Genomic DNA, 22,456 nt, shown 5'->3' with positions numbered 1-22,456 from the left:
GTGGCTCCGCACCGGATTAGCGCCTGTGCGCGGCCGGGTCACGAGAAGCGATTGTACGGAGTGATTACGGTTCAGTACGCTCCGTGTCCCATGCGGGATCAACGGCGCCCCCACTCCCCCGACTCCGGCGATCTGCCCCTGGAACTGAGCACGTTCGTGGGCCGCTCGGCGGAGTTCGCCGAGCTGACCGCGGCGCTCGGAGCCGCGCGGCTGGTGACGGTGACCGGGGCCGGCGGTGTCGGCAAGTCACGGCTGGCGGCGCGCGCGGCCTCGCGGTGCGCGCCGCGGGACGGCGTGTGGCACGTGGAGTTGGCGCCGGTCCGCGATCCGGAGTTCGTCGACTACGCGGTCGTGGAGGGGCTGGGTCTGACCGACCACACGACCCGCCTGCCCCACGAGACGCTGCTGGCGCATCTCGCCGGGCGTGAACTCCTGCTGATCCTGGACGGTTTCGAGCACCTGGTCGGCGCCTGTGCGGAGCTGGCGACGGATCTGCTGCGCCGGGTTCCGGGGCTGAGCGTGCTCGCCGTGGGACGCAGACCGCTGGGCCTGGCGGGCGAACGGCTGTTCCCACTGGCGCCGCTGGGCGAGGACGACGCGGTGGAGCTGTTCGTGGAGCGGGCGGCACAGCGCGGAACGGCCGTGCCGGGCGACGGGGACGTACGGGAGTTGTGCCGTCGCCTGGACGGGATCCCGCTCGCGATCGAGCTGGCCGCGGGGCGGCTGCGGACACTGGCGCCGGGGCAGCTGCTGGAGCGGCTCGACGACCGGTTCCGGCTGCTGACCGGCGGCACGAGGGACGTGCTGCCGCGTCATCGCACGCTGCGTACGACGGTCGGCTGGAGCCATGAACTGTGCACGCCCGAGGAGCGGTTGCTGTGGGCGCGGCTGTCGGTGTTCGCGGGCCGGTTCGACCTGGATGCGGCCGAGTATGTGTGCGGCGGCCAGGGCCTGCACGCCGACGACGTGCTCGATGTGCTCTCGGAGCTGCTGGCGCAGTCCGTTCTCGCGCGGGAGGAGACCCCGGCGGGTGTGTGCTATCGGATGCTGGACACGATCCGGGCCTACGGTGCCGACTGGCTGGAGGCGACGGGGGACGCGGCCCGGCTGCGGCGCCGGCACCGCGACTGGTATCTGGGCCTGACGACCTGGTGCGAGCTGGAGTGGTTCTCGCCGCGGCAGGGCGAGGTGGCGGCGCGGGTCGAGGCGGAGCTGCCGAATCTGCGCTGCGCCCTGGAGTACTGCCTGGGCGAGCCGGACGAGGCGCATCTGGGGCAGTACCTCGCGGGCTCCCTGTGGTTCCACTGGGTCGGCTGCGGGCGGCTGTCGGAGGGGCGGCACTGGCTGGAACAGGCCGTGGCCCTGGACTCCGATCATGGGCGGTCGCGGCTGAAGGCGCTGTGGGTGCTCGGCTATGTGGCGATCCTGCAGGGCGACTCGGTGCCCGCCCTCGGGCTGCTGCTGGAGTGCCGGGAGGAGGCGGAAGACGCGGGCGATCCGACGGCGGTGGCTTATGCCGAGCACCGCACGGGTTGTCTGGCGATGCTCTCGGACGACATGGAACGCGCGGAGACGCTGCTGCGCTCCGCGCTCGCCCGCTATCGGGAGATCGGCGAACTCAACAGCAATGTGCTGATAGGCCAGATCGAGCTGGCGATGACCCGGGCGTTCCAGGGCGATCTGCCGGACGCGGTGCGGTTGTGCGAGGACGTGCGCCAGGTGTGCGAGGACCACGGCGAGCGCTGGGCGCGCTCCTACGCGCTGTACGTCCTGGCGTACGCCGCCTGGGCCGAGGGCCACCTGCCCGGCGCCCGCGCGTTGCTGACCGAGTGCCTCGGCAGCGCCCACTCCTTCCACGACCTGCTCGGCTCGGTGCTCGCCGTGGAGCTGCTGGCCCTGGTCACCGGCGCGGAGGGCGACGCCGCGGAGGCCGCGGTGCTGCAGGGCGCGGCGGCCGGGATGTGGCCGTCGGTCGGACTGCCGCTGTTCGGCTCGGCCTGCTTCAACGCACCGCACGAGCTGTGCGAGACGGCGGCCCGAGAAGCGCTCGGCGACGAGCGGTACGAGGAGTACGTACGGCAGGGCGCGGAGCTCGGCCGGGAGGCGGCGGTGCGCCGGGCGCTGGGCCGGCCGTCCTCGGACGCGCCCCCGTCCCCGCGAGGCCCGGCCCGGCATGTCAGGGCCACCCTGACCATGCGGAAGCCCGCCGCCTCCCCCACCCGGAAAGGCGGGGAGACGACGGGCTGAGGCGCAGAAGTCCTACGACCGCTGAAGGATCAACGGGCGTAGTACTCGACGACGAGCTGCTCGTCGCAGATCACCGGGATCTCCTTGCGGTTCGGCTCACGGTCCAGGCGGAACGCCAGGGCCTTGAGGTTCACCTGCAGGTAGCGCGGGGTCTCACCATCGGGGGCGAAGCCGCCCTCGCGGGCGATCGAGAAGAGGGTCTTCTCGCGGCTGCGCTCGCGGACCATCACGACGTCGTCGGGACGGACGCGGAACGACGGCTTGTCGACCTTGCCGCCGTTGACCTCGATGTGGCCGTGAACGACCATCTGACGGGCCTGGTAGATGGTGCGGGCGATGCCCGAACGCAGGACCAGGGCGTCGAGACGACGCTCGAGCTCGATGATCAGGGCCTCACCGGTCTTGCCCTGAACCTTGGAGGCACGCTCGTAGGCGCGGACGAGCTGACGCTCGGACACGTCGTACTGCGCACGCAGACGCTGCTTCTCCAGCAGACGGACCTTGTAGTCCGAGTTCTGCTTGCGGCCACGGCCGTGCTCACCCGGCGGGTAGGGACGGGCCTCGAAGTACTTGACGGCCTTCGGGGTCAGCGCGATGCCGAGGGCACGCGACTTCTTGACCTTGGGGCGGGACTGGTTCGCCACTTGATCTTCCTTGTCTGTTTCTACGGCTTGTCAGGGTTGAGGGAGGTCGCATCCGCAGCCGGGGAAACCCTCCGGGTCCGTTGCCGGGCCTGGTGGGCAGCCGCTCCCCTGGTCTGGGCACAAACGTGCAGCACGCGAGTGGCCCACCGACCGGTCCCGTCGGGCGACGAGTGGTGGTGGGCTGCCCGCGACACCGTTCGACGGTGCGCGACGCTCCTGGAGTCGATCCGAGGATCGGAGCTCCGGCTGACCGTCCCGTTCTGACTGCACGGGACACAGCACTTCGGGGAAGTTTACAGGGTGCTCAGGACCGCTTGCGACCGAGGTGCTTCCTGGTCCATTCCACGGCGTCCGCGTACCGCGCCTCCGCGCCGTGCCGGGTCGGGGTGTAGTACTCGCTGTCCTTGAGCGCGTCAGGGGCGTACTGCTGCTCGGCGATGCCCTCCGGCAGGTCGTGCGGATACACATAGCCCTGCGCATGCCCGAGCTTGGCGGCGCCCTTGTAGTGCCCGTCGCGCAGGTGCGGTGGGACAGAGCCCGCCCGTCCCTTGCGTACGTCGTCCAGGGCGGCGCCGATGGCGGTGGTCGCGGAGTTGGACTTGGGGGCCAGCGCGAGGGCGATGGTGGCGTGGCTGAGGGTGAGGGCGGCCTCGGGGAAGCCGATCATGGCGACGGCCTGGGCGGCGGCGACGGCGATCGGCAGGGCGTTCGGATCGGCGAGGCCGATGTCCTCGCTGGCGGAGATCATCAGGCGGCGGGCGATGAAACGGGGGTCCTCGCCGGCCTCGATCATCCGGGCCAGATAGTGCAGGGCGGCGTCGACGTCGGAGCCGCGGATGGACTTGATGAGGGCGCTGGCGACGTCGTAGTGCTGGTCGCCGTCGCGGTCGTACTTCACCGCCGCGCGGTCGACGGTCTGCTCCAGCGTCTGCAGGCTGATCTCGCTCTCGCCCTGGTCCAGGGCGGCCCCCGCGGCGGCTTCCAGGGCGGTCAGGGCGCGGCGGGCGTCGCCGCCGGCGATCCGCAGCAGGTGCGCCTCGGTGTCCTCGGGGAGGCCGACGGCGTCCTTCAGACCGCGCTCGTCGCTGAGCGCCCGCCGCAGCAGTCCTCTGACGTCGTCGTCCGTGAGGGGTTCGAGGGTGAGCAGGAGGGAGCGGGACAGCAGCGGGGAGATGATCGAGAAGTACGGGTTCTCGGTGGTCGCCGCGATCAGGGTCACCCAGCGGTTCTCGACGGCCGGGAGGAGGGAGTCCTGCTGGGCCTTGCTGAAGCGGTGGATCTCGTCGAGGAAGAGGACGGTCTCCTTGCCGTAGCCGCCGGTGGCGCGGCGGGCGCCGTCGATGACCGCGCGGACCTCCTTGACGCCGGCGGTGATCGCGGAGAGCTCGACGAAGCGCTTGTTGGTGGCCTTGGAGACGACGTACGCCAGGGTGGTCTTGCCGGTGCCGGGCGGGCCCCAGAGGATCACCGACGACGGGCCGGCGGGGCCCTTGGCGCCCTCGCCGACCAGTCTGCGCAGGGGTGAGCCGGGCTTCAGCAGGTGCTGCTGGCCCACGACCTCATCGAGGATGCGCGGGCGCATGCGCACCGCCAGGGGACTCCCCGCGGGGTCTTTCTCCTGGCGTTCTTCTGCTGCGGCGGTGAACAGGTCGGGCTCCACGTGGAAAACCCTAAGTCACGCCACTGACATCGGGCCGGAGCGGGTCAGGCGGCCCAGAGCTGGCTGCCCCAGCGGGTCAGGATCAGCATCACGATCACGCCGCAGTGCGTCACCGGGAGTACCCAGGTGAACTCGGCGAGGAAGTTCTTCAGCGGGCGCGGGGCGGGCAGGAAGCCGTTGCGGACGTTGAAGGAGGTCACGTACCAGAACATGGTGATCGTCGCGGCCCAGGCCAGGGAGCACCACAGGCACAGCGCGTTGATGCGGTACAGCGACTGGAACATCAACCAGGTGCAGAAGAGGACACCGAAGAGGGTGCCGAAGTTGAAGGTCAGCCAGTACCAGCGCGGGAAGCGGGCGCGGGTGAGCAGGCTCATGCCGACGCAGATGACGATGCCGTAGCAGACGAGGCCGAGCATGGGGTTGGGGAACCCGAAGGCGGCCGCCTGCTTGCTCTCCATGATGCTGCCGCAGGACACGATCGGGTTGAGGCTGCAGCCGGGCGTGAACGTCTCCCCCGCGACCTTCGCCTCGAGAATCTTGAACTTGTCGATCGTGATGACCCACGCGGCGAGCAGTCCGGCCGCGCCCGTGATCACCATCAGCAGAGCGAACGCACGGCTCGCGCCCACCGATTGCGGCGGCGCCTCGGCGCGCGCCGATTCGGGCTCGGTGGAGACGTCTTTGACTGTCGTCTTGCTCATCACGCCGATTCCGTCACTTGAGACTTGGAATTTCTCCGGACACGGCACATTGTGCCGTACACGCACGCGTGCCCACCGTTCGCTGCGCATAAGGAAATACGCGCAATCACGGGAAAACACTCGGTTCAAGACAGCAACGGAACGGATGAGGGCGGGGACCCGCCGGTCCCCGCCCTCCCGCGGAAATCAGCCCAGACGAGCTTCCAGTTCCGCGACGATCTCGTTGACGCCGATGGCCGCCTGCTCGCCGGACTCCATGTCCTTGAGCTGTACGACGCCCTCGGCGAGGTCGCGTTCACCGGCGACGATCGTGTAGCGGGCGCCGCTGCGGTTGGCGTTCTTCATGGCGCCCTTGAGGCCCTTGGCGCCGTAGGAGAAGTCCGCCGCGATACCGACCTTGCGCAGTTCGGTCACCTTGGCGAACAGCACCCGGCGGGCCTCCTCGCCGAGCGGCACCGCGAACACGCTGGTGGACGACGGGAGTTGGAGCTCCACGCCCTCCGCCTCCAGGGCGAGCACCGTGCGGTCGACGCCGAGCGCCCAGCCGACGGACGGCAGAGCGGGGCCGCCGATCATCTCGGACAGCCCGTCGTAACGGCCGCCGCCGCCCACCGCGGACTGGGAGCCCAGACCGTCGTGGACGAACTCGAAGGTCGTACGCGTGTAGTAGTCCAGGCCGCGCACCAGCTTCGGGTCGTCCTCGAAGGCGACGCCGGCGGCCGTGATCAGCTCACGGACCTCCTCGTGGTACGCCTTGCAGGCGTCGCACAGGTAGTCGCGCAGGAGCGGGGCACCGGTCAGCTGCTTCTGGACCGACTCGCGCTTGTCGTCGAGGACCCGCAGCGGGTTGATCTCCGAGCGGCGAAGGGTGTCCTCGTCCAGGTCCAGGCCGCGCAGGAAGTCCTGAAGCGCCGCTCGGTACACCGGGCGGCACTCCTTGTCGCCCAGGCTGTTGAGCAGGATCCGGAAGTCGCTGAGGCCGAGCGAGCGGTAGGCCTGGTCGGCCAGGATGATCAACTCGGCGTCCAGCGCGGGGTCCTCGGCGCCGATCGCCTCCGCGCCGACCTGCGAGAAGTGCCTGTAACGGCCCTTCTGGGGGCGCTCGTAGCGGTAGTACGAGCCCGAGTACCAGAGCTTGACCGGAAGGTTGCCCGCCTTGTGCAGGTTGGCCTCCAGGGCCGCGCGCAGGACCGAGGCCGTGCCCTCGGGTCGCAGGGCGAGCTTGTCGCCGCCCTTGGTCTCGAAGGCGTACATCTCCTTGGTCACGATGTCGGTGGACTCGCCCACGCCGCGTGCGAACAGCTCGACGCTCTCGAAGCCGGGCGTCTCGATGTAGCCGTAGCCGGAGTTGCGCAGCGGGGCGGCGATCGCCTCACGGACCGCCAGGTACTTGGCGGACTCCGGCGGGATCAGGTCGTACGTGCCCTTGGGGGCCTTGAAGGTGCTCACGGAAGGTCTCGTCACATTCCTCGTCGGGGAGCGTCGACATTCGCTCCCAGGCCGGCGGCCACCTGCCGCAAGTACGGGTTGGTGGCGCGCTCCTGGCCGATGGTCGTCTGGGGGCCGTGGCCGGACAGCACCACGGTCGAGTCGTCGAGCGGCAGGCACACGCGGGCCAGCGAGTCGAGGATCTCGGCCATGTCACCGCCGGGCAGGTCGGTGCGTCCGATGGAGCCGGCGAACAGCAGGTCGCCCGAGAAGAAGACCGGCGGGATGTCCGCCGCCTCGGGCATGCCGAAGGTCACCGACCCCTTGGTATGGCCCGGCGCGTGCGCGACGGTCAACTCCAGGCCGGCCAGCTCCAGCTTGGCGCCGTCGGTCAGCTCCTTGACGTCGTCCGGCTCCCCGATGGTCAGCTCGCCCATCAGCTGCATGCCGATGGAGCGGCCGAGCGCCTTCTCGGGGTCGCTCATCATGTACCGGTCCTCGGGGTGGATCCAGGCCGGTACGTCGTGAGCGCCGCACACCGGGACGACCGAGGCCACATGGTCGAGGTGGCCATGGGTGAGGACGACGGCGACGGGCTTGAGCCGATGCTTCTTCAGTGCTTCCTCGACTCCTGGGGCCGCCTCGTGGCCCGGGTCGATGATCACGCACTCCTCACCGGCGGCGGGGGCGACGAGATAACAGTTCGTCCCCCAGGCCCCGGCGGGGAACCCGGCAATGAGCACGATCGTCCTTCGTTTGTGTCGACACGAGTGGTTTGTCGGCGGACTCCGCCTGACGTCAGAGCCTACCGGCGCTGCCGATTCCTCAGCGAACCCATATACGGTACGGGGCACACACAGGCGGTCGACTCGCTGAACACACGCGTACCGGTCGACACATACGACGCATGAGGAGAGAACCCGGTGGTCAGCCAGGAACAGCGGCGGCGTCAGCTCGCCCGGGAGAAGTTCTTGCGGCAGCAGCAGCGGCGCACGTCCGCCCGGCGCAAGTCGCGCATGCGCAACTCGGTGATCGCGTCGGTGCTCGGGGTGGTCGTCATCGGCAGCCTCGCGCTGTACACCACCGGCGTCCTCAAGGGCGACGACGACAGCAAGGAGAACGCGGGCGCGGAGGTCACGCCGAGCGCGACCCCCAGCAAGGCCCCGGACCCGTGCGAGAAGCCTGCCGAGGGCAAGGTCAAGACGGCCACCTGGAAGAAGGAGCCGGAGCTGACCGTCGACAAGTCGGCGAAGTACACGATGAAGCTCGCGACGACGTGCGGTGACATAGACATCGCCCTGAAGGCGTCGGCCGCTCCGCACACGGTGAACTCGTTCGAGTTCCTCGCCGGCAAGGGCTACTTCGACCACACCAAGTGCCACCGGCTCACCACCAACGGCATCTACGTGCTCCAGTGCGGCGACCCGACGGGCGCCGGCACGGGCGGTCCCGGATACACGATTCCGGACGAGAACCTGAAGGACAAAAGCCTCAAGGACAACATCTACCCGGCCGGCACCGTGGCGATGGCGAACACCGGGCAGAAGCACTCCGGCGGGAGCCAGTTCTTCCTGGTCTACCAGGACAGTCAGCTTCCGCCCAGCTACACACCGTTCGGCACCGTTTCCGAATCCGGCATGAAGGTACTCAAGAAGATTGCCGAGGCCGGCGAGAGCACCGGCCAGGGCGACGGGGCACCCAACGCGACGGTGGTCATCAACAAGGCGACGGTCACGAATTCCTGACCTCCAACTGCGAAATTTCGGTCGCGCGGGATGCGGACAGGCAACCCGCCGGTCGCCTATGTTGGCCGTGACGAAACTGTGGACGATGCCCGGGGGAACACAAGCCCCTCGCAGGCATCATGTGGAGGAGGCGCTGTGAGCAGCGACCCGTGGGGCCGCGTCGACGAGACGGGGACCGTGTACGTGCGTACGGCCGACGGCGAGCAGGTTGTCGGTTCTTGGCAGGCAGGCACTCCTGAAGAGGCGCTGGCCTATTTCGAGCGCAAGTACGAAGGCCTGGTTGTCGAGATCGGCCTCCTCGAGAAGCGAGTGAAGACCACCGACCTGTCGGCGAAGGACGCCCAGACCGCCATCGACCACATTCGTGAGCAGGTCGACGCCCATCACGCGGTCGGCGATCTGGGTGCCCTGAAGGTCCGGCTGGACAAGCTGGTCGAGACGGTCGGCAAGCGCCGTGAGGAGCGCAAGCAGCAGCGGGCGAAGCAGTCCGACGAGGCACGCCACTCCAAGGAGGCGCTGGTCACCGAGGCGGAGGAGCTGGCGCAGTCCGACCAGTGGCGGGCGGCCGGTGAGCGGCTGCGTGCCCTGGTGGACACCTGGAAGGGCCTGCCGCGCCTCGACCGCAAGTCGGACGACGAGCTGTGGCACCGCTTCTCGCACGCCCGGTCGGCGTTCTCCAAGCGCCGCAAGGCGCACTTCGCGCAGCTGGACGCGCAGCGCGAGGAGGCACGCAAGATCAAGGAGCGACTGGTCGCCGAGGCCGAGTCGCTGTCCGGTTCCACCGACTGGGGTCTGACGGCGGCGCGCTACCGCGAGCTGATGTCGGAGTGGAAGGCGGCCGGGCGCGCCCAGCGGGAGCACGAGGACGACCTGTGGAACCGCTTCCGCGGCGCCCAGGACGTCTTCTTCGCCGCCCGCAGCTCGGTCTTCGCCGAGCGTGACGCCGAGCAGTCCGAGAACCTGAAGCTGAAGGAGGAGCTGGCCGAGGAGGCCGAGAAGCTCCTGCCGATCGGCGACCTGAAGGGCACGCGTGCCGCCTTCCGCTCGATCAACGAGCGCTGGGAGGCCATCGGCCATGTGCCGCGCGACGCCCGCCCGAAGGTCGAGGGCCGGATGCACGCCGTCGAGCGGGCTCTGCAGGACGCCGAGGAGTCCGAGTGGCGCCGCACCAACCCGGAGGCACGCGCGCGTGCCGAGGGGCTGACCGGTCAGCTCCAGGCCGCCGTGGACAAGCTGCGGGGCCAGATCGACCAGGCACGCGCCCAGGGCAACAACGCGAAGGCCGACAAGCTGGAGCGTGAGCTCGAGGGCCGCCAGGCACTGCTGGACCAGGCTCTGAAGGGCCTGCACGAGTTCGGCGGCTGACAGGCGGTTCGACACGACGACGAGAAGGGCCCCGCACCTCACGGTGCGGGGCCCTTCTCGTCGTCGTACGGCTTCTCTACGACCGGCTGCGCGCCGACGTCACGCGGTACACGTCGTACACGCCCTCCACTCCCCGGACCGCCTTCAGGACGTGCCCGAGGTGCTTCGGGTCGCCCATCTCGAAGGTGAAGCGGGAGGTGGCGACGCGGTCGCGGGAGGTCTGGACGGCCGCGGAGAGGATGTTGACGTGCTGGTCGGACAGGACGCGGGTGACGTCCGACAGGAGCCGGGAGCGGTCCAGTGCCTCGACCTGGATGGCGACCAGGAAGACCGAGGACTGGGTGGGCGCCCACTCGACCTCGAGGATGCGCTCGGGCTCGCGGGACAGTGACTCCACGTTCACACAGTCGCTGCGGTGAACCGATACTCCGCTACCACGCGTGACGAAGCCGATGATCGGGTCGCCGGGCACCGGCGTACAGCAGCGGGCCAGCTTGACCCACACGTCCTCGACGCCCTTGACGATGACGCCGGGGTCGGCATTGGAGCGGCGCTTGCGGCGGCGGCCGTGGGCCGGCGGGACCGTCTCGTCGATCTCCTCCGTGGCGGCTTCCTCGCCGCCGAGGGCCTGGACCAGTTTCTGCACGATGTTCTGCGCGGAGACATGGCCCTCGCCGATCGCCGCGTACAGCGCCGAGATGTCCGCGTAGCGCATCTCGTGCGCGAGCGTGACCAGCGAGTCACCGGTCAGGATGCGCTGGATCGGCAGGTTCTGCTTGCGCATCGCGCGGACGATGGCGTCCTTGCCCTGCTCGATGGCCTCGTCGCGGCGCTCCTTGGAGAACCACGCACGGATCTTGTTGCGGGCGCGCGGCGACTTCACGAAGTTCAGCCAGTCCCGGGACGGTCCGGCCCCGGGTGCCTTGGACGTGAAGACCTCCACGAGGTCGCCGTTGTCCAGCGTCGATTCCAGCGGCACGAGGCGTCCGTTGACCCGGGCTCCTATGGTGCGGTGGCCCACCTCGGTGTGCACCGCGTACGAGAAGTCCACGGGTGTGGCGCCGGCCGGCAGCGCTATGACGTCGCCCTTGGGGGTGAAGACGAAGACCTCGTTGCGCGACAGGTCGAAGCGCAGGGACTCCAGGAACTCCCCGGGGTCCTCGGTCTCCTTCTGCCAGTCGAGGAGCTGGCGCAGCCACGCCATGTCGTTGAGATGGTCGTCCTTGCCGGTGCTCTTCGGTGCGTCCGAACGCACCTTGGAGGCGCCGGCGACGGCCTCCTGCTTGTACTTCCAGTGCGCGGCGATGCCGTACTCGGCGCGGCGGTGCATGTCGAACGTGCGGATCTGGAGCTCGACCGGCTTGCCGTTGGGGCCGATGACCGTCGTGTGCAGCGACTGGTACATGTTGAACTTGGGCATCGCGATGTAGTCCTTGAACCGGCCGGGGACCGGGTTCCATCGCGCGTGCACGGTGCCGAGGGCGGCGTAGCAGTCGCGGACGGTGTCCACGAGGACGCGGATGCCCACCAGGTCGTAGATCTCCGCGAAGTCACGGCCGCGGACGATCATCTTCTGGTAGACGCTGTAGTAGTGCTTCGGGCGGCCGGTGACGGTCGCCTTGATGCGGGCGGCGCGCAGGTCCTGCTGGACCTCGTCGGTCACTATGGCCAGATACTCGTCACGCTTCGGTGCCCGCTCGGCCACCAGCCGTACGATCTCGTCGTACATCTTGGGGTAGAGGATCGCGAAGGCGAGGTCCTCCAGTTCCCACTTGATGGTGTTCATGCCGAGGCGATGGGCGAGCGGCGCGTAGATCTCCAGCGTCTCGCGCGCCTTCTTCTCCTGCTTCTCGCGCTTGAGGTAACGCATGGTGCGCATGTTGTGCAGGCGGTCGGCGAGCTTGATGACCAGGACGCGCGGGTCCTTGGCCATGGCGACGACCATCTTGCGCACGGTCTCGGCCTGCGCGGCCTCGCCGAACTTGACCTTGTCCAGTTTGGTCACGCCGTCGACGAGCAGCGCGACGGAGTCGCCGAAGTCGCGGCGGAGCTGGTCGAGGCCGTACTCGGTGTCCTCGACGGTGTCGTGCAGCAGGCCCGCCATCAGGGTGGCCGGATCCATACCCAGCTCGGCGAGGATGGTGGTGACCGCCAGCGGGTGCGTGATGTACGGGTCGCCGCTCTTGCGCTTCTGGCCGCGGTGCCAGCGTTCGGCGACCTGGTAGGCCTTCTCGATCTGGCGGAGCGTGGCGGTCTCGATCTTCGGGTCGTTGCTGCGGACTATGCGCAGCAGCGGTTCCAGGACCGGGTTGTACGCGTTGGACCGCTGGACTCCGAGGCGGGCGAGACGGGCGCGGACGCGGTTGGAGGAGCCGGTGCGTGCGGGCTGGCCCGTGTTCGGACGCACGGCAGGCGTGGACGAGGCGGGCTTGGGACGAGGCGGCTCGGCCGGCTTGTCGACGGGCGCCGACTGGGCATGCTCGACCGTCCCGCGCGTGTCGTTCTTCGCGTGCGGCGCGCTCGGCGCGGGCTTCGCCGCGGGGGCCGAGGCGGACTCGGGCTTGGCGGCGGTCAGGTGCTGGGCCTCGTCTGGCAAGAGGACTCCTCGTGCGCGATCCGGGTCCCCCGGTCAGGCTCCGGAGACCCCATGGTAGCGATCCTGCGGCTCAGGATCGCCTTCAGGCCGATGTGAGGGCCGTCTACCGGAGAAACACGAGGGACTGCCGCCGGATTCCGTCGGGCCCTCCGGGCCGTGTCCTGCGGGTGGCGTGAGTGTTTCCCGTGGCTGTCGTGGGGCTTGCGTACGTCCTCGCGCCGGATCTTTTCGGGCCGGCTCGCGGCACCGGTTTTGAGCCATGGGGCCTACCTCGCTCTGCATACGCGAATGCCGCGCGCCCTCGACTGCGGGCGCGCGGCATCACTTGCGGCGAAAGGGCCGGTCGCTCAGACCGTGAGCAGCGACTCCAGCGGGGCCCCGGCCAGGGCCGGCTCCAGACGGGCTCGGCCGCCGAGGAAGCCCAGCTCCATCAGGACGGCGAGGCCCGCCACCTCGGCGCCGGCCCGGCGGATCAGCTGGATGGAGGCCTCCGCGGTGCCGCCGGTCGCCAGGACGTCGTCGATGACGAGGACCCGGTCGTCGGCGGTCAGGTCCTCGGCGTGGACCTCGATCTCGGCGGAGCCGTACTCCAGGTCGTACGCCTGGCTGAGGGTCGCCCCGGGGAGCTTGCCCGCCTTGCGTACGGGGATGAAGCCGACGCCCGCGCGGACGGCGACCGGAGCGCCGAGGATGAAGCCCCGGGCCTCCAGGCCGACGATCTTCGTGGCGCCGGTGCTCCCGGCGATCTCCGCCAGCGCGTCGGTGAGCGCCGTGAAGGCGGCCGGGTCCGCCAGGAGCGGGGTGATGTCCTTGAACATCACCCCCGGCTCCGGGTAGTCCGCCACATCACGGATCCGGCTGAGCAGGAGCTCCCTGATCTCGGTCATCGACGCTTCCCCGAGGGACGGCCGCGGCCGCGGTTGCGGGAGGCGGGCTGGTTGCGGGGGCCGACGACCGCGGGGGCGGCGTCCTCCGGGTCGTCGTCGGGCGACTCGTCGGTGGCCGGAGCCTCCGGGGACTCGCCCTTCGCTGCGGCCTGGGCCCGCTTGGCGAGCACGCGCTTCTTCAGGGCCTTCATCTGCGGCTCGCGCTCCTTGAGGTCGGCGACGAGCGGCGTGGCGATGAAGATCGAGGAGTACGCACCGGCGGCGAGACCCACGAACAGCGACAGCGAGATGTCGTTGAGCATGCCGGCGCCGAGGAAGCCGCCACCGATGAACAGCAGGCCCCCCACCGGCAGCAGCGCCACCACCGTGGTGTTGATGGAGCGGACCAGGGTGCTGTTGATCGAACGGTTGGCGATGTCGCTGTAGGTCCAGCGCGTCTGCTTGGTGATGTCCTTCGTCTGCTCCTTGAGGCTGTCGAAGACGACGACCGTGTCATAGAGCGAATAACCGAGGATGGTCAGCAGACCGATCACCGTACCCGGCGTGACCTCGAAGCCCACGAGGGCGTAGATGCCGACCGTGATGGTGATGTCGTGGATCAGCGCGACGAACGCGGCGAGCGCCATGCGCCACTCGAACGCGATCGCCAGATAGATCACCACAAGGACCAGGAAGATCCCGAGACCCTGCCAGGCCTTGTTGGCGATCTGCTCACCCCAGCTGGGGCCGACCAGCTCGCCGGTGACGTCGCTCTCGTTGACGCCCAGCTTCTCGGCCAGCTCCGCCGAGACCTTGTCGGCCTGGTTGGTGTCGATGCCCGAGACCTGGATGCGCAGCTTGGCGTTGTCGCCGCTGCCGAGCTTCTGGACGATCGCGTCGTGGCCGGACGCCTCTTCCGCGTACTCCTGCGCCTGCGAGACCGAGACGCTGGTCTTCGGGGTGTTGAAGACGGCTCCGCCCTGGAACTCGATGCCCATGTTCAGGCCGCGCACCGCCAGGCCGACGATGGCCGTGATGGTGATCAGGATCGAGAGGCCGTACCAGATCTTGCGGTTGCCGACGAAGTCGTAGCCGACCTCGCCACGGTGCAGTCGGGCGCCGAGGTTGCCGAGCTTCGACATCTCACGCCTCCTTCGTCTCGACGGGGGCGGAGGGACGGCGGTTGCGGCGCAGCGGCGGCTTGGCTCCCAGTCGCTTGGGATCGAGGCCGGACCACGGGTGACCGCTCGAGAAGAACTTGGTGCGCGCCAGGAGCGTCAGCAGCGGCTTGGTGAACAGGAACACGACCACCACGTCGAGCAGGGTGGTCAGGCCGAGCGTGAACGCGAAGCCCTGGACCTTGCCGACGGTGACGATGAAGAGCACCGCGGCGGCGAGGAACGACACGAAGTCGGAGACCAGGATGGTGCGCCGGGCACGCGGCCAGGCCCGCTCCACGGCGGGGCGCAGCGAGCGTCCCTCGCGGATCTCGTCTCGGACGCGTTCGAAGTACACGATGAACGAGTCCGCTGTGATGCCGATGGCGACGATGGCACCGCAGACGGCCGGCAGGTTCAGCGCGAAGCCGATGGTCGGGCCGAGCAGCGACATGATCGTGTAGGTCAGGGCCGCGGAGACCAGCAGCGACAGCAGGGCGATCAGCGACAGCCCGCGGTAGTAGACCAGCAGGTAGATCACGACCAGGCCGAGGCCGATCGCGCCGGCGATCAGACCGGCGTGCAGCTGCTCACCGCCGAGCGCGGCGGTCACCGTGGTGACGCTGTCCTCCTCGAAGGACAGCGGCAGGGCGCCGTACGACAGCATGTTGGCGAGGCTCTGGGCCTCCTCCTGGGTGAAGCTGCCGGAGATCTGCGCCTTACCGCCGCTGATGGCGCCCTGGACGAACGGGTGGGAGACGACCTCGTCGTCCAGAACGATCGCGAACTCGTTCTGCGGGGTGGTCTGCTTCGCCAGATTGGCGGTGGTGGCGGCGAACTTCTTGGCACCGGCCGAGTTGAAGGTCATGTCGACCTGCCAGCCCGCGGCGCCCTGGGTGTCGAAGGTCGCCTGGGCCTTCTTGATCTCGGTGCCGTCGACGTCGACCGGGCCCAGCAGGAACTTGCTCCACGCCTTGCCGTCCTGGCCACAGGCGATGGTGGGCTCGCCCTGCTTGGCTCCCTGGCCGGCGGTGGCGCGCTGCTTCGGGTCGGCGCAGTTGAGTGCCGCGTACTGCTTCTCCAGCTCGCTCGACGAGGAGCCGGCGGTGCTGGACGGCGTGGGGCTGCCGGAGGCTTCGGGGCTGCCGCTCGCGGACGGCGTGGCGTCCGCCTTCAGCGCGTCGGTGACGGCGCGGCCCTGCGAGGTGGCGGTGGCCGACGGGGTGCCGGAGCCGGACGTTGCGGCGTCCTTGGCCTTGTCGGTGGTGGACGCGCTCGGGGAGCCGCTCCCGCTGGGGCTGGTGCTCGGGGTGGGCGTCGCCTCGCCGGCGGCGGCCTCGCGCTGCAGGACCGGCCGGAAGTAGAGCTTGGCGGTGGTGCCGACCTGGTCCCGGGCTTCCTTGGAGTTGGTGCCCTTGGGGATGTTGACGATGATGTTCTTGTCGCCCTGGGTCTGTACCTCGGACTCCGAGACACCCAGACCATTGACACGGCGTTCCATGATCTCGACCGCGGTGTCCATGTTGGTCTTGTTGATCGCGGATTCCTGGCCGGGCTCGGCGACCGCGCGAAGCGTGATGCTCGTGCCGCCTGCCAGGTCGATGCCGAGTCGCGGAGTGGTGTGCCCCGAGGCGAACATCCCGCCGGTGAGCGCCGCGATGGCGATCAGGATGAGGGCCAGCGAGCGCCCTGGCTTGCTCTGGGCGCTCGCGCTCCGGCCCTTCTTAGGTGCTGCCACCTTCTCGTACTCCCTCTCGGGCCGCCTCACTCCGGGTCCACGGGCGGGCGGCCATGACATGGTGTCGGAATCCCGTGCGAAGTCGGCATGCCCGGGGGCGCGCAGGCGTGACCTGCGCGCCCGGGAACATGGCTACTTCGCGTCGGAGTCGCCGTCGGTCTTCTTCGACTCGTCGTCGGCCTTCGCCTCGGCGGCCACGGGGGCGTCGGACGGCTCCGCGGCCTCTTCGTCCTCGTCCTTCTTACCGAGGTCGACGGCCTTCTCGTCGGAGGCGGCGGCAGCGTCGGGCTCGTCGGTCGCGGTGAGGGAGGAGGCGTCGTCCGGAACGACGTCGGACTTCAGGTCGTGCTCGATGCCGTGCACGATGCGGTTGTACTCGTCGTCGGAGAGGACGGCACCGATCGCGTTCTTGGCGAAGAGGAGCTCCACGCCCGGCCCGGCGTCAACAAGGACGGTGTCGTCGCTGACCTCCTTGACGGTGCCGTACATGCCACCGATGGTGCGGACACCGGATCCGGGCTGCATCTGGTTCCGCATGTTGGCGGCCTGCTGCTGCTTCTTCTTGGCCGACCGGGTCATCAGGAACATGGCCCCGATGAGCACGATGAACGGGAGGAGGGTCACGAGACTCACGGGTCGGAACTTCCTTCACACGACCGCGATGGTGAGCGGCCTGATGGTTGGGGGATTGTCTGCCGTCGACAAAGGCGGCATCGGCGGAGTCTAAGCGAGTCTCCGCGCATGGAACAACGCTCAGCATGGCACCGGGGTTCCTCGTCCGGCCACCAAGCTCGCCGTCACCGTTCCATCACGCCCCGAACAGGTCCTGTTGTCCGTTTCCAGCAGCTGACGTGCCGGGCGGGGTGAGGCCGACATGCGCCCACGCGGCGGGAGTGGCGACGCGTCCGCGCGGCGTGCGGGCGAGCAGGCCCTCCCTGACGAGGAAGGGTTCGGCGACCTCCTCGACCGTCTCGCGCTCCTCCCCCACCGCCACCGCGAGCGTGGACAGGCCGACGGGGCCACCGCCGAACAGCTTGAGCAGGGCCTCCAGGACGGCGCGGTCGAGCCGGTCGAGGCCGCGGACGTCGACCTCGTACACCGCGAGGGCGGCCCCGGCGATGTCCTGGGTGATGATCCCGTCGGCCTTGACCTGGGCGTAGTCGCGGACGCGGCGCAGCAGACGGTTGGCGATACGGGGCGTGCCGCGGGAGCGACCGGCGATCTCGGCGGCGCCGTCGGCCTCGATCTCGACGTCGAGCAGGTTGGCCGAGCGGTGGATGACGCGCTCCAGCTCGGCGGGCTCGTAGAACTCCATGTGCGCGGTGAAGCCGAAACGGTCGCGCAGCGGGGGCGGCAGCAGGCCCGCGCGCGTGGTGGCGCCGACCAGGGTGAACGGGGGCAGTTCGAGCGGGATGGCGGTGGCGCCGGGGCCCTTGCCGACGATCACGTCGACGCGGAAGTCCTCCATCGCCATGTACAGCATCTCCTCGGCGGGCCGGGACATGCGGTGGATCTCGTCGAGGAAGAGGACCTCGCCCTCCTGGAGGGAGGAGAGGATCGCGGCGAGGTCGCCTGCGTGCTGGATGGCGGGGCCGCTGGTGATGCGGATCGGGGCGCCCATCTCGGCCGCGATGATCATCGAGAGGGTGGTCTTGCCCAGGCCGGGGGCGCCGGAGAGCAGCACATGGTCCGCGGTGGCACCGCGCGCGCGTGCGGCGCGCAGGACCAGGTCCAGCTGTTCGCGGACCCGCTCCTGACCGATGAACTCGCCCAGGTCCTTCGGGCGCAGCGCGGCCTCGACGGCCTGGTCCTCACGGTCGGCGGACGCACCGACGAGCCGCTCGGGGGCGGTGCTGTCGGTGGTGTCGTCCCAGTTCATGGAGTGTGCCTCGGGGGTCGCGGTGGGTGGCGTACGAGGGTGGCGTCGGGCCCGTGGGTCAGCGGGCTCTGTTCAGGGTCTGCAGAGCCGCCTTCAGCAGTTGGCCCACCTGCGGGGCGCCCTCGACGGCCTCGGCCTGCGGCGTCACGGCGGCGACCGCCTCGTCGGCCTCGCGGGTCGCGTAACCGAGGCCGATCAGCGCGGCGTGCAGCTGGTCGCGCCAGCCCTGGGTCACCGGGGCGCCCACGGCAGGCGCGCCGATGGGCTCGCCCAGGCGGTCCCTCAGCTCCAGGAGCAGCTTCTGGGCGCCCTTCTTGCCGATGCCGGGGACGGCGGTGAGCGACTTTTCGTCGGCGGTCGCGACGGCTCGGCGCAGAGCGTCGGGCGAGTGCACCGCCAGCATCGCCTGGGCCAGGCGCGGGCCGACCCCGCTCGCGGTCTGGAGCAGCTCGAACGTCTGACGTTCGTCGTCGTCCGGGAAGCCGTACAGCGTGAGGGAGTCCTCGCGGACCACCAGCGAGGTGTGCAGCTTGGCGGGCTGGCCGAGGCGCAGGGTGGACAGCGTGTTCGGCGTGCACTGGACGGCCATGCCGACCCCGCCCACCTCGACGACCGCGGCGTCCGGAGCGAGTGCGGCCACTGTGCCGCTGACGAAGGCGATCATGCCGTACGGCCTTTCGGTGCTTTGGCGGTGTGCAGGGCGACGGCCTGCTGGAGTCGGTTCTGCGCGGGGGCGCGCCAGATGTGACAGATGGCGAGCGCGAGGGCGTCGGCGGCGTCGGCCGGCTTGGGCGGGGTGCTGAGCCGCAGCAGGCGGGTGACCATGGCGCCGACCTGTGCCTTGTCGGCGCGGCCGCTGCCGGTGACGGCGGCCTTGACCTCGCTGGGGGTGTGCAGCGCGACGGGGATGCCGCGGCGGGCGGCGCAGAGCATGGCGACGGCGCTGGCCTGGGCGGTGCCCATCACCGTACGGACGTTGTGCTGGCTGAACACCCGCTCCACGGCGACGAATTCGGGCTGGTGCTCGTCCAGCCACTGCTCGATGCCCTGCTCGATGGCGACGAGGCGGTGTCCCAACTCGGCGTCCGCGGGCGTGCGGACGACGCCGACACCGAGCATGGTGAGCGGGCGTCCGGCGACGCCTTCCACCACGCCGACACCGCATCGCGTCAGCCCCGGGTCCACCCCCAGTACGCGCACCCCGCGCCCCTCCTTCGCTCGCCTGTTTGTGCAGGCTATCCGGTGCCACCGACAACGCCGGGCAGCAACTCCCGGCAAAGCGACGGGCCGACGGGGATGCCCCGTCGGCCCGTTGAGCCCGTGCAGCTCGCGGCGGCGCTACGCGTCGACCTTCTCCATGATCTCGTCGCTGACGTCGAAGTTGGCGAAGACGTTCTGCACGTCGTCGCTGTCCTCGAGCGCGTCGATCAGCTTGAAGATCTTCTTGGCGCCCTCCTCGTCGAGCTCGACCTGGACGGACGGCACGAAGCTGGAGTCGGCGGAGTCGTAGTCGATGCCGGCCTCCTGGAGGGCGGTGCGGACCGCGACCATGTCGGTGGCCTCGCTGATGACCTCGAAGGACTCGCCGAGGTCGTTGACCTCTTCGGCGCCCGCGTCCAGGACGGCGCCCAGGACGTCGTCCTCGGCCAGCTCGCCCTTGGGGACGATGACGACGCCCTTGCGGCTGAACATGTAGGACACCGAGCCCGGGTCGGCCATGTTGCCGCCGTTGCGGGTCATGGCGACGCGGACGTCGGAGGCGGCGCGGTTGCGGTTGTCCGTCAGGCACTCGATGAGCACGGCGACGCCGTTCGGGCCGTAGCCCTCGTACATGATCGTCTCGTAGTCGGCGCCACCGGCCTCGAGGCCGCCGCCACGCTTGACCGCGGAGTCGATGTTCTTGTTCGGAACGGACTGCTTCTTCGCCTTCTGGATGGCGTCGTACAGTGTCGGGTTGCCCTCGATGTCAACGCCACCCATGCGGGCCGCGACCTCGATGTTCTTGATCAGCTTCGCGAAGAGCTTGCCGCGCTTGGCGTCGATCACGGCCTTCTTGTGCTTCGTCGTAGCCCATTTAGAGTGGCCGGACATCTGCCTGTCTCCTTCGCGTAACCCATCCAAACAACGAACGCCAGAGATCCTACAAGGACTCCGCCGTCCGCTTGGTGCGCACCATGTCGACGAACAGGGCGTGCACACGGTGGTCGCCGGTCAGTTCCGGATGGAACGACGTGGCCAGCGCGTTGCCTTGGCGGACCGCCACGATGTGGCCGTCGTGCTCGGCGAGCACCTCGGCCTCGGCGCCCACGGACTCGACCCAGGGGGCGCGGATGAAGACGCCTTCCACAGGATCCCCCGGGACGCCCTTCACGTCGACCGCCGCTTCGAAGGACTCGTTCTGCCGCCCGAAGGCGTTGCGGCGCACGATCATGTCGATGCCGCCGATCGTCTCCTGGCCCGAGCGCGGGTCGAGGATCTTGTCGGCGAGCATGATCATGCCGGCGCAGGTGCCGTAGACGGGCAGGCCGCCCCGCACACGCGCGCGCAGCGGCTCCATCACTCCGAAGAGGACGGCCAGCTTGGAGATGGTCGTGGACTCACCACCGGGGATGACCAGACCGTCCACCTCGGCGAGCTCCTCGGGGCGCCGCACCGGCCTGGCCACGACGTCTGCCGCGGCCAGGGCGATGAGGTGCTCCCGTACGTCGCCCTGGAGGGCCAGGACGCCTATGACGGGGGTGTCGCTCATGGATGCAGTGCCTTACCAGCCGCGGTTGGCGTAGCGCTCGGTCTCGGGGAGGGTGTCGCAGTTGATGCCGACCATGGCCTCGCCGAGGTTGCGGGACGCGTCCGCGATGATCTTCGGGTCGTCGTAGAAGGTCGTCGCCTTCACGATGGCGGCGGCGCGCTTGGCCGGGTCGCCGGACTTGAAGATGCCGGAGCCGACGAAGACGCCCTCGGCGCCGAGCTGGCGCATCAGTGCGGCGTCGGCCGGGGTGGCCACGCCACCGGCGGAGAACAGCACCACCGGGAGCTTGCCGAGCTCGGAGACTTCCTTGACCAGCTCGTACGGGGCGCGCAGATCCTTGGCGGCGGCGTACAGCTCGTTGTTGTCGAAGCCGCGCAGCTTGGCGATCTCGTTCTTGATCTGGCGCAGGTGGCGGACGGCCTCGACGACGTTGCCGGTGCCGGCCTCGCCCTTGGAGCGGATCATGGCCGCGCCCTCGGCGATGCGGCGCAGCGCCTCGCCCAGGTTGGTGGCGCCACAGACGAACGGGGTCGTGAAGGCGAACTTGTCGCTGTGGTTGACCTCGTCGGCCGGGGTGAGGACCTCGGACTCGTCGATGTAGTCGACGCCGAGGGACTGCAGGACCTGCGCCTCGACGAAGTGGCCGATGCGGGACTTGGCCATGACCGGGATGGAGACGGCGTCGATGATGCCCTCGATCATGTCCGGGTCGGACATCCGGGCCACACCGCCGTCCTTGCGGATGTCGGCGGGGACCCGCTCCAGGGCCATGACGGCGACGGCGCCCGCGTCCTCGGCGATCTTCGCCTGCTCCGGCGTGACGACGTCCATGATCACGCCGCCCTTGAGCTGCTCGGCCATGCCGCGCTTCACGCGGGCGGTACCGACCTCGGGAGCCTGGTTTTCGGAGATGGACACGGGTGACCTCGCTCGGTGAAAAGAGGGTTTACTGCAGGCACCGAGGAAACGTGAATGGACCAGTCCACTGCAAGGGCCAATGGTCAGGCGGTGGATCCTTTTCCGGCCCGCGAGTGCGAACGCGCCGGTCAGGCGGCTCTTTCGGCGAGGGCCGTCGGCGGCTCGTCGTCCATCTCGAAGGCCATCGGGAACGGCGCGTGCCCGGCCAGCCGGAACAGGCGGACCTTGCGATGCCTGCGCAGCGCCCTGGCCGCCCCTACGGCGTCGTTGTGGAACCGGCGGGCCATCGGTACCCGGCGGACCGCCTCGGTCAGCTCACGGGCCGCCTCCTCGCCCCCGGGCGCCTCCCGTACCGCCTCCACCTGCTGGGACTCGGCGAACACGGCCCGCAGCGCCTGACTGAGCTCGCTCTCGGCGACCTCCCGCTGCTCCTCCTCGGCCTGCCGGGCGGCATGGGCGGACTCGTACAGCACGATCGACGCGGCCGGATCCAGCACACCGGAGGTGGCCAGCTCCTGGGCCACCGAGGCGCGGCGCAACAACTGCGCGTCGAGCGCGGCGCGCGCCGCGTCGATCCTGGCGTGCAGCCGGTCGAGACGGCCCGCGGTCCAGCTCAGGTAGAGGCCGATGACGACGAGGGCTACGAGGATCCAGATGAGAGTTGCGGTCACGGCGGGCAAGCCTACGGGTGCGCTCCGCCCGGTGAACCGTTCGGTCCGCCCGTGCCGTGGTCAGCGTGCGACCGGTGGCTGAAGGGCCG

The 22,456-nt window shown here is 69.6% G+C and carries 20 protein-coding genes; 3 read left to right on the top strand and 17 right to left on the bottom strand.

Annotation, left to right across the window (positions count from 1 at the left end):
• The first annotated feature begins 90 nt into the window (after positions 1-90).
• Positions 91-2,247, top strand: a complete 2,157-nt coding sequence (locus ACFQ6S_RS35165; RefSeq protein WP_383418798.1) for an ATP-binding protein — start codon at positions 91-93, stop codon at positions 2,245-2,247.
• A gap of 29 nt (positions 2,248-2,276) precedes the next feature.
• On the opposite strand, the gene rpsD is transcribed toward ACFQ6S_RS35165, so the two are convergent.
• From rpsD to ACFQ6S_RS35140, 5 genes are all read right to left on the bottom strand, one after another.
• Positions 2,277-2,891: a 30S ribosomal protein S4 gene (gene rpsD / locus ACFQ6S_RS35160; RefSeq protein ID WP_190073919.1), complete on the bottom strand. Its 615-nt coding sequence runs from the start codon at positions 2,889-2,891 to the stop codon at positions 2,277-2,279.
• 304 nt (positions 2,892-3,195) lie between these two features.
• Positions 3,196-4,551: a replication-associated recombination protein A gene (locus tag ACFQ6S_RS35155; protein WP_383418795.1), complete on the bottom strand. Its 1,356-nt coding sequence runs from the start codon at positions 4,549-4,551 to the stop codon at positions 3,196-3,198.
• Between the two features lie 44 nt (positions 4,552-4,595).
• Positions 4,596-5,255: a vitamin K epoxide reductase family protein gene (locus ACFQ6S_RS35150; protein ID WP_383418793.1), complete on the bottom strand. Its 660-nt coding sequence runs from the start codon at positions 5,253-5,255 to the stop codon at positions 4,596-4,598.
• A 186-nt stretch (positions 5,256-5,441) separates the two neighbouring features.
• Complete coding sequence (hisS, locus tag ACFQ6S_RS35145; RefSeq protein ID WP_383418791.1) at positions 5,442-6,704, bottom strand: histidine--tRNA ligase; 1,263 nt, start codon at positions 6,702-6,704, stop codon at positions 5,442-5,444.
• A gap of 11 nt (positions 6,705-6,715) precedes the next feature.
• Positions 6,716-7,426 carry an MBL fold metallo-hydrolase gene (locus ACFQ6S_RS35140; RefSeq protein WP_383418789.1) on the bottom strand — a complete coding sequence of 237 codons (711 nt, stop codon included), beginning with the start codon at positions 7,424-7,426 and terminating at the stop codon, positions 6,716-6,718.
• A 180-nt stretch (positions 7,427-7,606) separates the two neighbouring features.
• On the opposite strand from ACFQ6S_RS35140, the gene ACFQ6S_RS35135 reads away from it, so the two are divergent.
• Both ACFQ6S_RS35135 and ACFQ6S_RS35130 read left to right on the top strand, forming a co-directional pair.
• Positions 7,607-8,428: a peptidylprolyl isomerase gene (locus ACFQ6S_RS35135; protein WP_383418787.1), complete on the top strand. Its 822-nt coding sequence runs from the start codon at positions 7,607-7,609 to the stop codon at positions 8,426-8,428.
• 135 nt (positions 8,429-8,563) lie between these two features.
• Positions 8,564-9,793, top strand: a complete 1,230-nt coding sequence (locus tag ACFQ6S_RS35130) for a DUF349 domain-containing protein (protein ID WP_383418785.1) — start codon at positions 8,564-8,566, stop codon at positions 9,791-9,793.
• Positions 9,794-9,869: 76 nt separating this feature from the next.
• On the opposite strand, the gene ACFQ6S_RS35125 is transcribed toward ACFQ6S_RS35130, so the two are convergent.
• From ACFQ6S_RS35125 to ACFQ6S_RS35070, 12 genes are all read right to left on the bottom strand, one after another.
• On the bottom strand, positions 9,870-12,389 hold the full coding sequence (locus ACFQ6S_RS35125; RefSeq protein ID WP_383418783.1) for a RelA/SpoT family protein: 2,520 nt from the start codon (positions 12,387-12,389) through the stop codon (positions 9,870-9,872).
• 347 nt (positions 12,390-12,736) lie between these two features.
• Positions 12,737-13,276 (bottom strand): adenine phosphoribosyltransferase, encoded by a 540-nt coding sequence (locus tag ACFQ6S_RS35120; protein WP_383418781.1) that lies wholly within the window; start codon positions 13,274-13,276, stop codon positions 12,737-12,739.
• Entirely contained in the window at positions 13,273-14,397 is a 1,125-nt protein-coding gene (gene secF / locus ACFQ6S_RS35115; protein WP_383418779.1) for a protein translocase subunit SecF, read from the bottom strand. The genes ACFQ6S_RS35120 and secF overlap by 4 nt, the downstream gene beginning before the upstream one ends.
• A gap of 1 nt (position 14,398) precedes the next feature.
• Entirely contained in the window at positions 14,399-16,150 is a 1,752-nt protein-coding gene (secD, locus tag ACFQ6S_RS35110) for a protein translocase subunit SecD (protein ID WP_383418777.1), read from the bottom strand.
• A 132-nt stretch (positions 16,151-16,282) separates the two neighbouring features.
• Positions 16,283-16,783 (bottom strand): preprotein translocase subunit YajC, encoded by a 501-nt coding sequence (gene yajC / locus ACFQ6S_RS35105; protein WP_383418775.1) that lies wholly within the window; start codon positions 16,781-16,783, stop codon positions 16,283-16,285.
• A gap of 175 nt (positions 16,784-16,958) precedes the next feature.
• Positions 16,959-18,029: a Holliday junction branch migration DNA helicase RuvB gene (ruvB, locus tag ACFQ6S_RS35100; RefSeq protein ID WP_383418773.1), complete on the bottom strand. Its 1,071-nt coding sequence runs from the start codon at positions 18,027-18,029 to the stop codon at positions 16,959-16,961.
• Positions 18,030-18,087: 58 nt separating this feature from the next.
• The gene (gene ruvA / locus ACFQ6S_RS35095; protein WP_383418771.1) at positions 18,088-18,693 is read right to left on the bottom strand and encodes a Holliday junction branch migration protein RuvA; all 606 of its coding nucleotides are present in this window, start codon (positions 18,691-18,693) and stop codon (positions 18,088-18,090) included.
• Positions 18,690-19,229 (bottom strand): crossover junction endodeoxyribonuclease RuvC, encoded by a 540-nt coding sequence (gene ruvC, locus ACFQ6S_RS35090; protein ID WP_383418769.1) that lies wholly within the window; start codon positions 19,227-19,229, stop codon positions 18,690-18,692. Before ruvC ends, ruvA begins: the two co-directional genes overlap by 4 nt.
• A gap of 138 nt (positions 19,230-19,367) precedes the next feature.
• A complete protein-coding gene (locus ACFQ6S_RS35085) occupies positions 19,368-20,120 on the bottom strand; it encodes a YebC/PmpR family DNA-binding transcriptional regulator (protein WP_383418767.1) in 753 nt (250 codons plus the stop codon).
• Between the two features lie 49 nt (positions 20,121-20,169).
• Positions 20,170-20,778 carry a pyridoxal 5'-phosphate synthase glutaminase subunit PdxT gene (gene pdxT / locus ACFQ6S_RS35080; RefSeq protein WP_383418765.1) on the bottom strand — a complete coding sequence of 203 codons (609 nt, stop codon included), beginning with the start codon at positions 20,776-20,778 and terminating at the stop codon, positions 20,170-20,172.
• A gap of 12 nt (positions 20,779-20,790) precedes the next feature.
• On the bottom strand, positions 20,791-21,696 hold the full coding sequence (pdxS, locus tag ACFQ6S_RS35075; protein WP_383418763.1) for a pyridoxal 5'-phosphate synthase lyase subunit PdxS: 906 nt from the start codon (positions 21,694-21,696) through the stop codon (positions 20,791-20,793).
• A 128-nt stretch (positions 21,697-21,824) separates the two neighbouring features.
• Complete coding sequence (locus ACFQ6S_RS35070) at positions 21,825-22,367, bottom strand: hypothetical protein (protein ID WP_383418761.1); 543 nt, start codon at positions 22,365-22,367, stop codon at positions 21,825-21,827.
• Between the last annotated feature and the right edge of the window lie 89 nt (positions 22,368-22,456).

This window comes from Streptomyces sp. NPDC056479 (assembly GCF_042795335.1).
GTDB lineage: Bacteria > Actinomycetota > Actinomycetes > Streptomycetales > Streptomycetaceae > Streptomyces.
The sequence above is the reverse complement of the archived record's forward strand: the minus strand, read 5'-3'. Positions and strand labels throughout refer to the sequence as shown.